The 16009-nt window shown below is 69.5% G+C and carries 10 protein-coding genes; 5 read left to right on the forward strand and 5 right to left on the reverse strand.

Going from position 1 to position 16009, the window contains the following annotated elements:
* Positions 1 to 231: 231 nt before the first annotated feature.
* A complete protein-coding gene (locus tag ACIPM1_RS19555) occupies positions 232 to 786 on the forward strand; it encodes a hypothetical protein (RefSeq protein ID WP_402436185.1) in 555 nt (184 codons plus the stop codon).
* 69 nt (positions 787 to 855) lie between these two features.
* On the opposite strand, the gene ACIPM1_RS19560 is transcribed toward ACIPM1_RS19555, so the two are convergent.
* Positions 856 to 3063, reverse strand: a complete 2208-nt coding sequence (locus ACIPM1_RS19560; RefSeq protein WP_402436188.1) for a DEAD/DEAH box helicase — start codon at positions 3061 to 3063, stop codon at positions 856 to 858.
* On the reverse strand, positions 3063 to 4412 hold the full coding sequence (gene brxD / locus ACIPM1_RS19565) for a BREX system ATP-binding protein BrxD (RefSeq protein WP_402436191.1): 1350 nt from the start codon (positions 4410 to 4412) through the stop codon (positions 3063 to 3065). The genes ACIPM1_RS19560 and brxD overlap by 1 nt, the downstream gene beginning before the upstream one ends.
* Positions 4413 to 4818: 406 nt before the next feature.
* Between brxD and ACIPM1_RS19570 the strand changes: the two genes are divergently transcribed.
* The 3 genes from ACIPM1_RS19570 (at position 4819) to ACIPM1_RS19580 (ending at position 8253) form a co-directional block, all read left to right on the forward strand.
* Entirely contained in the window at positions 4819 to 6933 is a 2115-nt protein-coding gene (locus ACIPM1_RS19570; RefSeq protein WP_402436194.1) for a reverse transcriptase domain-containing protein, read from the forward strand.
* 49 nt (positions 6934 to 6982) lie between these two features.
* On the forward strand, positions 6983 to 7645 hold the full coding sequence (locus tag ACIPM1_RS19575; protein ID WP_402436197.1) for a hypothetical protein: 663 nt from the start codon (positions 6983 to 6985) through the stop codon (positions 7643 to 7645).
* A 392-nt stretch (positions 7646 to 8037) separates the two neighbouring features.
* Complete coding sequence (locus ACIPM1_RS19580; protein WP_402436200.1) at positions 8038 to 8253, forward strand: hypothetical protein; 216 nt, start codon at positions 8038 to 8040, stop codon at positions 8251 to 8253.
* 49 nt (positions 8254 to 8302) lie between these two features.
* Here the strand turns inward: ACIPM1_RS19580 and ACIPM1_RS19585 are convergent, their stop codons facing one another.
* Positions 8303 to 8437, reverse strand: a complete 135-nt coding sequence (locus tag ACIPM1_RS19585) for a hypothetical protein (RefSeq protein WP_402436203.1) — start codon at positions 8435 to 8437, stop codon at positions 8303 to 8305.
* Between the two features lie 246 nt (positions 8438 to 8683).
* On the opposite strand from ACIPM1_RS19585, the gene ACIPM1_RS19590 reads away from it, so the two are divergent.
* Positions 8684 to 8899, forward strand: a complete 216-nt coding sequence (locus ACIPM1_RS19590; protein WP_402436206.1) for a hypothetical protein — start codon at positions 8684 to 8686, stop codon at positions 8897 to 8899.
* A 253-nt stretch (positions 8900 to 9152) separates the two neighbouring features.
* On the opposite strand, the gene pglZ is transcribed toward ACIPM1_RS19590, so the two are convergent.
* Both pglZ and ACIPM1_RS19600 read right to left on the reverse strand, forming a co-directional pair.
* Positions 9153 to 12074 carry a BREX-2 system phosphatase PglZ gene (pglZ, locus tag ACIPM1_RS19595; protein WP_402436209.1) on the reverse strand — a complete coding sequence of 974 codons (2922 nt, stop codon included), beginning with the start codon at positions 12072 to 12074 and terminating at the stop codon, positions 9153 to 9155.
* Positions 12071 to 15961 (reverse strand): phage resistance protein, encoded by a 3891-nt coding sequence (locus tag ACIPM1_RS19600; RefSeq protein ID WP_402436212.1) that lies wholly within the window; start codon positions 15959 to 15961, stop codon positions 12071 to 12073. Before ACIPM1_RS19600 ends, pglZ begins: the two co-directional genes overlap by 4 nt.
* Positions 15962 to 16009 lie beyond the last annotated feature (48 nt).

Consider the following 16009-nt stretch of genomic DNA (forward strand, 5'->3'; position numbering starts at 1 on the left):
GCCGCGTTCGAAGCGGACGTCGAGGAGCTGATTGCGTTCGGGCTCGTAGTCAGGGTTCGTCGGGACTCGTGCCGGTTGAGGAAGCCATCGGGTGACGCCTCAACGCTCCATGGGCTTCTGGGACGACTGCTACCCGCCCATGACAGTGAAGTCCGCAGGGGTGGCGGGGGATGTCGGCAAGAATGCTGTGAAGTCGGTGGGTTAGGGGGACGAGTGATGGGGGGAGCTTTGGTGACGCTCGCGGCTGCGGTGATCGGGGGCGGGGTATCCCTGGCTTCGGTTTTCCTTGCGCAGCGCGGCACGGAACGTGGATGGGTTCGTGAGCACGAGCGAATAGAGAGGCATCGCGAGGAGGACCGGATCCGTGAGTGGGATAGCCGGTTGCTCGACGAACGGCGTGCCGCGTACACGCGTTTGAACGCTACGGCGCGAGCCGCTCGGGACGCTCTGGCGGGATGCATGCACGGTCTTCGCCAGGTCGGCACTCTTGACGAGCCGCAACGAGCGGAACTGGAGGAACGCTGGAGTGCCTACGTCGTCCAACACGCGGAGTCTCACATGATCGTGTCCGATGCCGTGCTGCCCGTTCTGGGAGCCGCTAACGGCTCACTGCGGCAGATCTACGGCCTGGTCAAGCGTCTGGACGCGGAGCGGACGGAACGGGATGAAGGTCTCCAGGAACTGAGCCGGCGGATGGACGTCCTCTGGGGCCGGCTCACCGACCTGCGTGACGAGATGCGCCGTGACCTTGGCGTCACCGCACGCGTGGAGGCACCGAACAGGTGAGCGGGCAAGGCCGAGCCCGCTGCAGCGGTTCGGCCCTTCCGTTCCAAATTGCGAACGGCACCCGAGGTCTCATGCGGAATCGTTGAGAGCAATCAGACGTACGTGCTCCGACAACACTGCGCGGGCGCCCTCGAAGTCGGCCAGCCGCGCCGCGACCGTGGCGACGGCGAGACGTTCCGGGAGGGCGGCCGAGAACTTGAGGCCGCGGACCGCTCTGCGATCCACGTCGGGGAGGACGAGGTTGTCGCCAACGTTCTCGCGGGCCGTGCGCCAGTCGGCCGGGGTGAGGTCCTCGCGCAGGCGCAACCAGCAGTCGGTAGGGCGCTGCAAGGGGTCGGTGACCGACTGGAGGGTAGCCCCGAGGGTGGCGTTGGCGCGGTAGCCGGCCCAGGTCCACCAGCGCACGTCGCTGCCGACACGTGTGATCAGTGTGCCGCCCGGGTGCACAGTGTCGGGTGCGTCGCTCTCGCGCTGTTCGGCCAGGCACGCCTCGGCGCGCCGGGTGAGGGAGACGGGCGGGTCCTGACCGAGCAGCACCTCGCGCATGGCCCGCGTGATGGCGTAAGAGAGTCCGGCGATGCCGCCGTTCATCCACTTGGCGATGCCGCCGCCGTCGGCTGGTTCGACGAAGACTCGTTTGCGCAGCCAGTCGATGTACGTGACTTGCCAGCTGCGTCCGCCGAGCAGGAGCCGTCGGGGCCCGGGGCGTTCCTGGGTGAGCAAGCTCGGGTCGGTCCGGCCGATCTCGGTGCGCCCGGACAGGACGGTGAACTGAGGCGGCGCTGTGAAGGACGCCGTGAGTTCGATGAAGTGCCGCTTACCGAAGCGGCGTTCTGCCTCGGGTCCGACGAACAGCAGGCCGCCGTCGTTGTCGAGGTAGCCCTCATCGGTGAGGTGGCGCAGGATGGGGGCGGCGGACCGGTCGAAGGGGGCGAGTCCGTTCCACTGGCGGTCCCACAACTGGTCACCGAGCTTGTGCTGTTGCAGCGTGATGGCGAGGAGCTGCTGAGCGACGAGGTGGCGTGGCTCGGGCGGCGGGAGGACCGGTTCGACCCAGCCGCGCGACCACAGCAGCAACAGCCCGGCCGCCTGCAGCAGCGTGTCCTTGCGGGTGGTGAGGAACAGGCAGTTGCGTACGGTGCCGGAGCGCCGGCCAGTGCGGCCGATGCGCTGCAGGAACGATGCGACGGAGGCCGGTGAGTCGACCTGGATGACACGGTCCAGGTCACCGACGTCGATGCCGAGTTCCAGGGTGGAGGTGGAGACGATGACGCAGTCGCGGGCCTCGGCGAAGGCCTGCTCGGACCGGGCTCGTTCGTCGACGGAGAGGGAGGCGTGGGACAGGAAGACGGTCACCTCGCGGGCCCGGAGCGCGGCACCCAGTTGTTCGACCTGAGCCCGCGAGTCGCAGAAGACGAGCCGTTTCTCCCCCCGGTGCAGGGCCGCGATGAGCTTGGCGGCGTTGTCGAGGGAGCCCACGTAGTCGAGTTCGACCTCGCCCGCCGGGCGTGGAAGCCGTTCCTCGGTGGCCTCCCCGTCGTCACCCGCCCGGTCTGACGCGGGCAGCCGGACTCCTGGGGCCACGACCTGCCCGGTCCGGTTCTGTGTCTCGGCGCCCTGCAGCCAGTGCAGCAATTGCTTCGGGTTGCCGACGGTCGCCGACAACCCGATCCGCTGAATGGGCCGCCCGGTTACCCGTTCGAGTCGTTCCAGCACGGCCAGCAGGTGCCAGCCGCGGTCGTCACCCGCGAAGGCGTGCACCTCGTCGACGACCACCGCCCGTACGCCGCCCAGCAGCCGAGCGTGGTCGGTTTTGACGCCGATCAGCATCGCTTCGAGCGACTCGGGGGTGGTGAGGAGGATGTCGGGCGCCTCGGTACGGATGCGCTGCCGCTGCGACTCCTTGGTGTCGCCGTGCCACAGCGCCGCGCGCCGTCCCACCCACTGGGCGTAGGTGTCGACGCGGCCGACCAGGTTGTTGAGGAGCGCCTTGAGGGGGCACAGGTACAGCACCGAGGTGCCGGTCCAGCGCTGTTCGACCATCGCCGACAGCAACGGGAAGCAGGCCGCCTCCGTCTTGCCGCCGGCCGTCGGCGCCAGCAGAACGGCGTCCTCGCCGTCAATGAGCGGAGTGATCGCCGCCCGCTGGAGGGGGCGAAGGTCGGGCCAGCCCAAGGTGTTGACGATGTGGTGCAGGACGACAGGGTCGAGCCGATCGAGCACGTCGGCCCCTCCGCCCGTCGGCCCTGCCCGCTTCGGACTGTCGGCCTCCGCCATTACAGCTCCAGGTCGATGTCGTCGGCGGACGCGGAACCGCCGGTGACCGTGGCGGCCAGGTTCCGCTCCACGTCTGTGAGCTCGCTGCTCGCGACGGTCAGCTTGTAGTGTCGGCGAGGATCGAAGTCGTCGAACTGGTCCACGCGGTCGAGGACGTCCCCGACGAGCTTCTTCAGAAACAGCCGGGGCGCCACCCCGACCTTCCCGCCCAGCGCTCCGCCGACGGCCCGCGCGAGGTCCGCGACGTAGGCGTCCTCGACGACCGTCCGCACGCGCTCGGGTGCCGTGGCGGCGTCCGCGTACAGGTCCCGGATGATGAAGCCCAGACCCACGAGGGACTCCTGGGTGAAGCCGGGCAGCCGGATCTGGACGGCGCGGGGGTTGTCGAAGCGCGGGTCGGTGGTGAAGTCGGTGGCGAGCCGCTGGGCGAGCGGGGCGAGGCGCTGGACGCCCTGCTGGCCGTCGTAGAAGGCCGGTGTACCGGTAATCACCAGGTACAGGCCGGGGAAGCGGCCGGAGTACACCTCGTCGATGAGCTGCCGCAGCGCGTTGAGCGCCTTGTCGCGGGCGTCGGAGCGGACCCGTTGGAGCGTCTCCACCTCGTCGAGGACGACGAAGAGCCCGGTGTGCCCGGAGTCGCGCAGCACGGTGAGCAGACCCTGCAGAAAGCCGAGTGCCCCGAAGTGGTCGAGGTCGCCTCGCACCCCGGCGGACCTGCGGGCGGAGGCCGCGACGTGCGGCTGGCCGCCGAGCCACGCCAGCACGGCCGCGGCTGTCGCCTCGTCGCCGTCGGCGAGAGCGGCCCGGTAGCCGCGCAGGGCGGTGGCGAAGGAGGGAGCGTGCCGGGAGACCTCGGCGAGCCGCGCCACGAGCAGCTTCTCCACCTCGCCGGGCAGCTCGTCCTCGGTCGCGCCGGCCGCGAGAGCGTCCTCCTCCAGGGCGTAGAACCAGGCGTCCACGACCGGCCGCAGCGCGCTGGGCGGGAAGCTGGACGTGGTGAGCCGTTCGGTGAGCCGCCGGTAGACGGTCTCCAGCTTGTGCAGCGGGGTCTCGTTCTCCGAGATCTGAATCTCGGCCACGGCGAAGTTTCGCCGCTTGGCCCGCTCCCCCAGCCACCGGGTGAAGAACGTCTTGCCGGACCCGTACTCACCGCGCACCGCCTTGAACACGGATCCGCCGGACGCGACGGCATCCAGTTCCGCCTCGAGGGCCGCCTCGAACCGGTCGAGACCGGTGGCGAGCAGGTCGAGCCCGCTCTCGGGCACGGCCCCGCGGCGAAGGGCGTCGATAACGGTACGGCGGCGGGCCGCGCTGACCTGTGCGGGGCGTTTGGATCCGGTGGTGCTCACGGGGACCAGTGTTCCATCTCCTTATGCACCAGTGCCTCGGCGAAGGTTCATGATGCCCGGTTTGTGGTCATGTGAGTCCCAGAGCATCGCCGTACAGCCGTCATCGTTCTGCCAGGGGCGGGAGGGACACCGTGGTTCGGTGTGCCATCAAGCGACCTCGCTATGAGTTCGATTCGCAGGGAAGCTACGATCCGGCTCAACGCAGTCGGCGGGTCTCAGGAACCCATCCCTTGCGATGGGCCCCAGGTCGGGAGCATCTCGGTGCTGATCACACCGGGTGCCGAAGACCGGTCCCTGTGCTTGCACAGGGTGGCGGAGGGATACAGCGGACCGCCGGCGGCTTGCCTGACGGCGCTCAAGGTGAGGCTCGCCGACTGCATCTCACACTCAGGGACGGGGCGGTTGGGTGACGGCGGCAGACGACTTCACGGACCTCACCGCGGATCAGTTCCTCAAAGCGGTGGTCAGCGGCTCGATCTACCCGTACACCGAGCACCAAATCCGCAAGCACCGCGGCGGGTTGCGGACCTTGCACGCCCCGGTTCCACAATTGTCCCGGATCCAGCAAGAAGTTCTGGCCCGGTTGGAGACTTTTCCAGCCAGGTTCCAGCCGCACCCGGCAGCGTTCGCCTACCGGCGCGGTCGCTCGGTCGTGGACTGCGCCGCCGTCCATCTGCGAGCCCACACCGTGATCCGCTTGGACATCGCCGACTTCTTCGGAAGTATCAGGGAACGGCACGTCTACGCCGCTCTCAAAGATGCTTGGACAGGCCCGACGGAGCGCGAGTACCGGATCGGCCTAGTGCAGGACGACGACCGGCGGAAGATCGCCCTGCGCTATACCGTCCGTACCCTGGCTACGTACATCACGGCCCGACTGGTCACCGTATCGCCTCCTAGAGCGACCCAAACCTGGACGAATCGCGGCACCGGGCGTCGCAGCATGAGCCTGGAGGCCGCCGGACAGAAGTCCTCCGTTCGCTGGCCCGGCCCGGTCTACCGGCACACCCGCGAGGGGTTCTTGCCCCAGGGTGCTCCTACAAGCGGGTACCTGTCGAACATCGTCATGCGCGACGTCGACGAGGTCGTCACCTACCAGGCCGAGTCCTTGGGGCTGCGCTATACCCGCTATAGCGATGACATGTACTTTTCGAGCCGCCGACTCGTCCGTCACGACGACGTCGACCGTCTCATAGCCGGCGTGAAGAGGGCCTTGGAGCCGCTGGGTATGAGGCTCAACGCGAAGAAGACCTATGTGGCCCGTCCTGGTGCGCGCCGCAGCGTGCTGGGCATCCTCGTCGACGGTCCCGCTCCTCGTCTGACGCGCGAGTACAAGCGCCGCATCACCAAGCATGTGCGAGGGGCCGCGTCGTTCGGCATCGAGCAGCATCGCCGTCACCAGGGCTTCAAGGACCTGGCCGAGCTGGACGCCCACGTGACCGGGCTGCTGTCGTTCGCGCACATGGTCGAGCCCGGCTGGGCCGGGAAACAACTCACAGATTGGAAGCGGCTGCGCGAGATCCCTCTCGAGTACGAGGAGCCGGTGAGCGTGCAGCACGGGCCCGATCTGCCCTGGGACGAAGAGGTTGAACTCTCCCAGGCAGCCCTGGCCAAGGCTTCGATCGACGACCTCGTTCGCGGCGCCCAACGCTATCGCTCGTCCTCGGACTACCTGGAGATGCTCGAGTTCGTCGGCCGGTTCAAGCGGTACGCACCGTTCAACGCGATGGTGGTTCACATCCAAAAGCCGGGGGCACGCTACGTTCTGTCCTCCTCGGAGTGGGAATCGACGTACCGCCGGGTGCTCAAGCCCGCTGCCCAACCAATGCTGATCTTCCAGCCCCGCGGGCCCTACATGCTCGTGTACGACGTCGGGGACACCGAGGCTCTGCCTGGGGCCCGGCCTCTGCCCAAAGCGATCACCGCCCCGGTATCGGTGGCGTCTCGAGCCGATGAGAAGGAAGTCACTGAGGTCTGGCACCACACCGAGACGAACCTCGCGCCCCTGGGAATCCGGCTCAGCCTGGTCAACCACGGGACCTCCTCATGCGGGCGCACGTACCACAGCTGGTCCGGTAGTTACGTCGAGCGTCCCGGCAGCAGGCCTGGGGACCGACCGGAGACGTACCCGACGTTGTTCGAGATCGAGGTCAACCGGAACCTGCCGCTGCTGGACCGGTACGCCACGCTTGCGCACGAGCTCGGCCACCTGTTCTGCGGACATCTCGGCGCAGGCCCCGGAGGAACTTGGCCCGACCGGTACCTGCGGCCTCTCTCAGACGAGGAGGCCGTGAAGGTCCATGCCCGCAACGAGGTCGAGGCGGAGTCCATCGCCTACATGGTCCTCAAGCGTCTGGACCCGGATGTCCAGATGGGTGACTACGTCACCGAACACCTCGGCCCCGCTCAGCAGGTTCCCGAGACCGTCGCCCTCAACCTCGCGTTCAAAGCTGCCGGCCGGATCATCGAGATGGGAAAGCAGCGCATCCCCGCCGCCAAGCTCCAGATGTCCACGAAGTGATCCGGGTAAGCCACGGCGGATCCAGGTGGCCCGCCGTAAGCTCCTTCGCATGATCTACGAGCTCGGGCGGATCGCTCAGTGGGAAGGCCGCGTACGCCGGGAAACCGTCAACCCTCAGGAAGCAGCCAGGCGGGACGAGTTGGCTGACGCCGCCCGCGTCGGCAACTGGACGCGTGTCCTCTCCATCGTTACCCGCGCCGCAAAGTCCCAAGGCCTGAACCGCGGCTGGATCAACGCAGTTCGTCTTGACGGCCATCGCCAATATGCCCCACTCCATCAGGCCGCGTGGCACGGTGCCTCCATCGACACCGTGGAGGCTCTCCTCAGCTGCGGAGCATGGCGCACTCTTAGGAACCGCGATGGGAAGCGGCCACTCGACATTGCTCAGGAACGCGGCCACTACCACCTCACCCGCATTCTGGAGCCCGAGATCAAGCAACACGTCCCCGTTGAGGTCGTCGTCGGCCTTCAGCAAAACCTGCACGCCTTGATCTGCCGGTACGATCGCGGCGCACCCAGCTACCTACGCCTTCCCGAGGTCGAGGTTCTCACCGAACTGGACCCGCCCGCATACTGGATTCGAGTGACCGGGGGCATTTTCATCATCGAGCTCCGCGGGTCCGAACTGAACGCCCAAGCCGTGGGCAAGATGGACTACTCCACGCCACCGCCCTTTCGCATCACGGTCGACCGCATTCACGACCCGGAGTAGGCCGAGTCCTCAGCACCGTCTGTCTACACGCGCGGTCGGTACGCCGAAGCCATGCCTTGAGCGCTGCCGTACGGTGGCAAGGGCAGTCCCACGAGCACTCTGCGGCTGGGCCCTACTCGAGCCAGGATCCCGGTCGGGACAACGCACCGATGCTATTCGGCCATGTTCCCAGGGCTGCCCGTGCAGCAACGCGGCGGGCGGCACAATGGCTTCGCAGGCCGACACCCATTTCGCCGGGGGACTCATTGACTCGCTCTTCATGCGCGCACTTACCAGCACCCTGCTGGTTGCGGGCTCCGTAGAGCTTGTACGCGCATCGCTGGGAGCGGCTGCTCACCTCGGTGGGTCGTGCCCTCCTTTTGCGAGCGAGCCAATAAGGCAATGGAGGATCGGTGCCGACCAACTCGACTCATCAGACGTGCCACCACCCTGCGCGTGACATCACCATCGTCGCTCTCGTCTCCGGTGTGGCCTCTCTTGGTACCGCCATCACGACGATGGCGTTCAATGTCAGCCTGCTGGCGACTTTCACGACCAGCGGCGGCGCGTTCATCGCCGTCCTCAGCGCGGGGCTGAACGTGCTCAACCACGTGAAGCGCGACGTGTAGCGCCTTCACGGGCGGTCGGCTGAAAGCGGGCCGCCCCTGGCTGCGGTATTTAGCCGTATGCGGTCTGCGTCGTGCCGTCGACGTCGTGCCGCCGGCGGCTGTTGCTCGGCGACATCACGTCGGCGCGGCGCGGCCTGGTGCCCGCGAGTCCCGGCACTCCCCTGCGCCAGACGATCTTCCTCACGCGCACCAGTGGACTGCGGTTCCCGCGAACGCCCCTCTCTTGCACATCAGTTGATAGGCAAGTAAGATCTTAACAGTTCGGCAAGTCCTGTTGATTCAGGCACTCCATTGGCGTTCGCGCCTCACGCGATCTGATCGCGGCCAGTCGACTGCAGACCTTCGGCCTGCCCCATGTCACTGGGAAGCTCTCGCATCGGCGAGTCATGCCCGCATCCGGCGATGCATGCCATGAGTCAATGGAGGAAGATTGTCGACCAACCCTGCTCCGCAGGTGCCCAACCGCTCGGTGTACAGCATCACCATCGTCATCCTCGTCTCCCTTGTGGCCTCCCTTGGTGCCGCCCTTGTCACGATGGCTCTCCGTGACACCCCTCTCGGCATCCTCAGAAGCAGCGGCCTGGTCCTCATCGGCGTCTTCGGCGCCGGGATGAAGGTGCTGGACCACACCAAGCAGAACGCATGACGCGCCCGGGGGCGGCCTCCACCGGGCCGCCCCCTGCGTTTATGTCCGCGAGTCGCACCAGCATGTCCGCGTGGACCTGCTGCAGACACCTCGAAAAAGCAGCCGGAGCGGTGCCGACCTCTCACTGGGAACAGTGGGCCGTGTTCACCGCTTACGTCTGTGAGGCTTCAGCCCGGCAGCAGAGGACCGCAGGTGACGGAGACGCAGCTCGGGGCGTTTCAGAGCAGGGGCCGGAGACACCGCGAGCGCGTCGTCAGCCCGCTCCGAGAGCGAACTGCTCCCGCAGCAGCGCCTCGTGGAGACGCAGGGTTCGGCCGTCCGGCAGAGTCTCCAGTACCTGTACGCCGTCATAGTTGAGGAGCTGCCGCAGGACGGCGGCGAAGCCGTCGCCCCGGGTGACGGGCATGCCGGCACGCTGGGCGAGCGCGGTCACCGGCAGGGTGCCGCCCGCATCCAGCAGAGCGGCGAGCGCCTTGTGGACCTGCTCCTGCTGCGGCTTGCGGGCCAGGCCGCCGAGCTGCGCCTGGTACGTCTCCGAGTCGAGCAGTGCCGTCACCAGTGTCTCGGCCCGGGAGACGACGGCCGGGGTGAGCAGTGCGTCGTCTCCCCCGGCGGTCAGCGCCACGTCGAAGAGCGTGTCATGGGTCCGAGCGACTTCCGCCTGTTCCTTCTTGGCCTTCCCCGTCGGCTTCTTGGGAGCGGGAGCTGTTCCGGTCACCGGTCGAGCGGCATGCTCGTCCGGCTGTGGTGCCTTCTGGGCTTCCTCCGGAGCCCACCAGTCCGGCCGCTGGTCGCCCAGTTCCCGCCACCCCTTGGGGGGCTCCGCGCCAAACGGCAGGAAGGCGAGCACCGGAATGGTGACCTCGGCGAGGGAGGCCCCGCCGTGGTAGCCGGCCTTGAGGGCGGTGTAGCGGGAGTCGGCGTCCCACAGGGCGACGACGGACGCGCCGGGCCCTGGCCAGACCACCCGCGGTCCGGACAGGGCGATCTCGCGTTCGGCGAGCGGGCCGTCGCCGGGCAGGCGGTGGCGGGCGGACGCGGGATCGGCGGCGGTGTCGACTTTCGTGCCGTGCCGGTCGACGACGTGGCCGTGGTCGCTGGTGAGGACGACCGCCATGCCCTGATTGGCCGCCACCCGCAGCAGGTCGCGCAGGCCGGGCACGTCGTCGATCCGCCAGGCGCCGTCACCGAGCTTCTGCTCCTTGGCGAGCCGGTCGTCGATGGCGTTGAGGACGACGGCGACCTGGATCCTGTCGTCGCCGAGCGCCTCAGTGAGAGCCGGGCCGAAGGTGTCGCCCGCGGTCTCGGTGCGCAGGTCGTCCTTGTGGAACACGGCGGCCGGGGCCCCGCCCCACAACTTCAGTGCAGGGAAGAGCCGCTTCTCGTCGGTCTGGGTGCCCTTCATCAGGGAGCCCGAGAAGAGGGAGGTGCGGGATACGGCCGTCACGGTGGGCAGGGCGGCGGCCATCGCCCGCCGGTGCGGGGTGTCGCCCTCGGGCAGCGGGTCGAACTCGGCCCATGAGCGGCGCAGTTCCTCGCCGAGTTCGTTGGCGATGGCGGCGCTCATGCCGTCGAGCACGAGCAGCAGCATCCGTCGCTCCTCCCCGCGCCGCACGACCGGGCCGACCACGCGGTCGAGGAAGGTCTCGACGGTGAGCATGCTGCCGGGCTGGGTTCCGGCCTCCGTCCAGGCGGCCAGGGAACGGGCGAAGGACGCGTCGATCTGCCGGCGCCGGTCCCTGACGCGGGTGCCGAGGGTGTCGTAGGCGGCCTTGAGGACGGGGTCCGGGTCGCCGCCGGCCTCGATGTGCTCAAGGGCGAGGTCCGCCCAGCCGGTCTCGGCGACGTGCCGCTGTAGGGCGTCGGCGACGGTGGGGGCATCGGCGGGCGGGTCGGTGGCCAGCCAGCGGGCGAGGCGCCGGCCCATGCGGGCGCGTTCGATGCGGGCGGACTCCTCCGGCTCGGCGGCCAGCCGGTGGGCCTCCAGGGCGCGGACGGCGTCCGCCACCGCGGCCGTGTCACCCGCCGCCAGGGCTCGGCCGACGGCGGTGAACCGGGCATCGAGTCCACCGCGCAGGACGGGGCTCGCCGCCACGGCCCCCTCCCCGCCGAACTGGCGGGCCAGCGCGGACGCCCTGTCGAGCACGATGCCGGTGGTGCGGCGTGCCTCGCGTGCCTGCTCGGCGTCGGGGCCACCGGCGCGGTGTCCGGTCGCCAGCAGCGTGGTCACGTACTCCTCGGCGGCCCGGCCGAAGACGGTCACCAGGGCGTCGAGCTGCTCGCCGGTCGCCGGGGGCTGGTCACCGAAGTAGCGTTCGGCGCGGCCCCGCGCCCGGTACGTCCCGGGGGCTGGCTCGGCATGCTGCCACAGCGCCGCGCACACCAGGCCGAAGGCGGCGGCGTCCGCGCCGCGTTCGCCGTCGACGAGGGCGAGCAGCGCGCGGCCGGCGAGGCCCGCCTGGTCCTCCTCGCCGAGGAAGGCGGCCAGTCCGGCGCGTTCGGGGCCACGCAGGCCCAGGAACCGCTCAGGAGCCCCGGGCCGGGTCGACCAGTGCAGCAGGGCCTGGGCGTCGAGCCGATCGTCGCCGGGGCGGCGTGTGCCGCCCTCGGTGTCGTAGCGGCCCAGGCGCAGGCGGCGCTGGGCGAGTGAGGTGAGGGCGTACTGGCGGGACAGCCAGCCGCCGGGCACGGCCGACCAGCCGCCGGGCGGGGTGGCGTCGAGCAGGGCCTCGGCGGCCCAGTTGACGTCCTTGAGCCGGGGGTCTATCTGCCGGGCGCCGAACGCCTCGCGGACGACGTCCCAGCTGTCGACCGTGTCGATGCGCAGCTTGTGGACGCGGGCGAGGATCGCCGGGTCCAGTTCGTGCTGCTCGCGGTCGGTGAGGACGACCAGGACGGCGGGGCCGGGGCGGCGGCCCGCCAGGTGGTCGAGGACGAGTTCGTGGACGGCGAGCGGGGACGGCGCCACCGCGACACCGGCCGCCAGGCCCTCGCCCCAGACGGGTTCGGCGGGGCCGTCCCACTGCGGCGCCGACCGCAGCAGCACGACCCGGCGCCGTCCCTGCTCCTCCCCCGTCAGGGAGGCGGCGAGGTGCGTCTGGGAGGACAGGTACTGGGTGACGGTCGCGGTGTTCAGCCGCACCGCACCCGGAGCGGCGGTGGCGGTGTCCGTCATTCGATGACCTGCCAGGTGATCTCGATGGTCGCGTTCGGGTGGCGGGCGGCCAGTTCGGCCAGCTCCGCCTGGAGGTCGGCGGCGGCCCGGGACACGGTCGTGCTGCGGCGTCCGGACTTCCGCGCCGTACCGCCGCCACTCGCCGGGGAGGGCGTCTCCTGCGACGGGGTGTACGGGATACGCGGGTCGCTGGTCGGCGTGTCCAGTGACAGGTCACCGGCCGAGGCGGGCTGGGGTGCGATGGACGCGGGCGGCGGGGTGGCCGCGGCCTGGGTGCGCTTGATCAGGGCGACGACCTCGCGCTGGGTGCGGGCGAGAGCGTCGCGCAGGTCGGCAGTGCGCTGGTCGTCGCGGGCGACGTTGCGCAGCGAGTCGAGCAGCGCCTCGCCCTCGGGGCCGAGCCCGGCGGCGAGTTCCAGGGTGCTCCAGGGGGCGGAGGCGACGGCCTCCGCGACGGTGCGGGCCTTCTTGATGGAGGTGCCGTACCGGTCGGCGCTGGTCTCGCCCAGGTCGAAGGAGGCGAGGGCCTCCACGGTCTTCTTCGCCCCGGCCGCGCCCTTGCCGGCCTCCGCCGTGAGGGCGTCCAGCAGTTGCAGGGAGCGACGGGCGAGGGCGAGCCGCCCGGTGTCGGCGGTCTGGTCGAGGCCGAGGAAGGTGGCGTGGTTCTCCAACTGGTGCACCAGATCGGCCGCGTGATCCCGGTGGGCACGGGCGGCCTCGATGATCTGGCGGGCGAACTGGTTGACCATCCGGCCGCGCCGCAGCGCGGGCGGCTTCACCCCGAAGATCGTCTCGAAGCGCTGACGCGCGGTGTCCCAGTCGGACTCGGCGGGCAGCGGCTGGCTACGCAGCGCGTCGTGGTCCTTGATCGCGGACAGTTCCGGCGCGGGGTCGAGGACGGTGCCGCCGCGCACCCACACCCGGTCGTCCATCTCGGCGAAGGCGGCCACGACGAGCCGAGCGAGGAAGTCGGGCAGGCCGCGCGGGTCGGGCTTGTCGGTCCAGTCGGTGAGCGTGATCAAGGACAGGTCCCCGGTGACGCCCTGGGAGCGGGCGAGCTGCCGGAAGTGGTCCGCCCAGTAGCGGGACAGCTCGAAGTACGCCTCCTTCTGCTGTCCGAGACGCAGCGGTCCGGCGATCCGCTGCATCAGCTTGCGGTCGGCGGCAGGGACCTCCACCCGCCCGTCGCGCGCCTCGGCGGCGGCGCGGACGTGGGTGAAGACCTTCTTGGTGTCGGCGGGCTTGACGGCGGTGCCGGTGGCGTCGGGGTCGAGGTCGGGGTGGGCCGGGTACTGGTGGGCGAGCAGCCTGCCCGCGACGTGCCGGATGCCGTCGTGCAGGCTCTGCCCGAAGGACAGGGTGAGGCCGTCGACGTCGGGCAGTGCGACGAGATGGTCGTCGAAGTCGGGCACGACGTCGGCGGGCTGCTTCTGGGCGAGGCCGTAGGCCTGCTTGAAGGCGCCCTTGACCTGCTTCAGCAGAGCCTCGCGCTGGGTTTCGAGTAGGCCCTTGGCGCGGCTGCGGTTGTCGGCGTTGAGGTGGCCGGCGTACTGGGTGTCGAAGCGGTGCTCGTCGGCGAGGGCCTTGTCGATGACGACGAGGCGCCGGAAGTCGGCGAAGCGCTGCGCGGACAGGTGCGCGGGCAGCCAGGCGACGGTACGCGACCGCTCGCCCTGCTGGCGCTCACGCAGCCGCTGGATGCGGTTGACGTCCTCGACCGGGCCCCACTCTCCCTCGTCGAAGGGGAGGTCTATGGCGATGCGCCAGCGGCCCTCCTCCTGCGGCATCAGGTCGTGGTCGGGCAGCTCGTCCTCGTCGGCGACGTTCCCGAAGACGATCTCGGCGGTGCGGGCGGTGCCGCGCCAGGTGAAGCTGAGCTGGTCGCTCATCTGGCCGTGTTCCACGCCCAGTTCCTCGGACAGCAGGCGGCGGGCGAGCGCGACCCGGTTACCAGGGTTGTCGTTGACCTGGGCGTTGGCGATGACGGAGTCGACGTCGACGCCTGAGAGTTCGAGGCGGACTCCGGGGTTGGCGTCGGTGCCGGTCTCCTTGATCTCGGGGAACCTGGCCGCCCACTCGGCGACCTTGTTCTTGATGATGCCGACCTCGGCGCCCGGGATGGGCGCGAGGACCGACCCGTGGTTGAGCGCGCCGAGCCGCCGGATGGTCAGCTCGGACAGCGCGGGGACGCTGGGCGCGAGCGCGGACAGCAGCAGCGTGCACACGAGCCGGTTGTCGCCGACGAACATCCGGCAGCCGTTGAGCCGCTTCGGATCGGTGAGGGACTCGGGCCGGTTGCGGTACTGCTCGACGTCGTCCTCGGTGATGTCGTACGAGCTGAGCAGGTAGGGCCGCAGTTTGGTCTTGTAGAGCTTGTCGGCGGCCTCGAAGACGACCTTCAGGCTGTCGGTGAACGGCTTGTCGCCGCCCGCCGTGATCACCGGGTAGAGGTCACCGACGGGGATGAGCTGACCGAGGCGGATCTCGTTGCGGTGGTCGGCGAGGAGCTGACCCATCAGCTTCAGACCCGTGCGGGAGCGCTGCAGCGCGGACGAGATGTGAACGAGGGTGTCCATGAACGCCGGCGAGAACGGGTACGTCAGCCGGAACGACTCCGCGTCCGCGCCGGTCGTGCCCTTCTCCGAGCCGAGCAGGGTGTCCCACACCTGCGGGCCGACCCGCTTGGTCTGCTCGAAGGCCGCGTCGACCAGCTTGGCCGCCTCGGCGTCCTTGGGCTTGAGGAGGCGGGCGTGGGCGATCTGCGGGAGGTTGCGGTCCTCCAGCGTGATCTTGTCGAACCGGCCGGAGGCCAGGTTCAGGGTGTCCTGGATGGACGACTCCGCCGCGCCGGACACCTCCTCGCCGACCAGCTCGCGCAGGTCGCGCTGGCGGGCGATGAACGACACGACGGGGATGGCACGGCGGGCGTCGCCGCCCTCCACGAAGTTCGTGATCTTGCTGGCCTCACGCGCCACGAACTTCTGGTCGTGGATGAGGGTGGCCAGCCACAGGATCAGCTCGTCCATGAACAGGATCAGGCCGTCGTAGCCGAGCGACTTGGCGTGCTCGGCGATGACGGACAGGCCGGCGTCCAGGGAGATGAAGCCGTGCTCGTCCTCGGCGGCGTTCTTGGTGAAGCCGGGGAGGAGGTTGGTGCCGGCGTCGTTGACCAGCTTCGCCCGCAGCTCGACCGGGGTGGAGGGGTTGGTGAGGTTGAGCGGGACGCCCGCCTCGTGGTTCTCCTCGGCGGCAAGCGCGGTGTCCAGGAGCTGCGGGGTCCAGGCGAAGCCCTCGCCCCACTCGTCCTCCTCACCGTCGTCCGCGCCGGTGGTGCCCAGGCCGCGGATGACAGCCTCGTCGCCCATGTTGGCGCGCATGGCGCGGATGTCGGCGAAGAGGGAGTCGGTCCGATAGACCTGCGGGGTCGGCGCCTCCGGGTGCAGCTTCTTGACGTGGTGCACGTACCCGCCGAGCACCCGCTGTTCCAGGGCCTTCGCACCGAGCATGTGGTACGGCACGAGCAGGAACTTCTTGCCGTCGGTGGTCAGCCACTCGTGCCTGGTCAGCACTGGGTCGAACTCGGTGCGGGCGCGGGCGGCCAGATTGCCGCTGAGGAGCGCGTACAACACGGCCATGAAGTGCGACTTACCGGAACCGAACGAGCCGTGGAGATACGCCGCCTTGGAGCGGTGCCCGTCCAGCGCGGACTTGATGAGGTCCAGCGCCTCGTCGAAGTTCTCCAGCAGCCGCTCGGTGACGACGTAGTCCTTGAGCGCGTGCTGGGCGCCCTCGGGTGTCGTCGCCTCCGCGAGGGACAGCACGAAGTCCGAGGTGGAGATGGACTCCTTGATGTCGATGACATCGCGGAGGAGGGGCGGCTGGGCCATCGCGGGTTCTCGCTCTCCCTGACGGTGTTAGGTGCTACTGCTCGTACT

Source organism: Streptomyces sp. NPDC086766, assembly GCF_044746005.1.
In the GTDB taxonomy this organism is placed as follows: domain Bacteria; phylum Actinomycetota; class Actinomycetes; order Streptomycetales; family Streptomycetaceae; genus Streptomyces.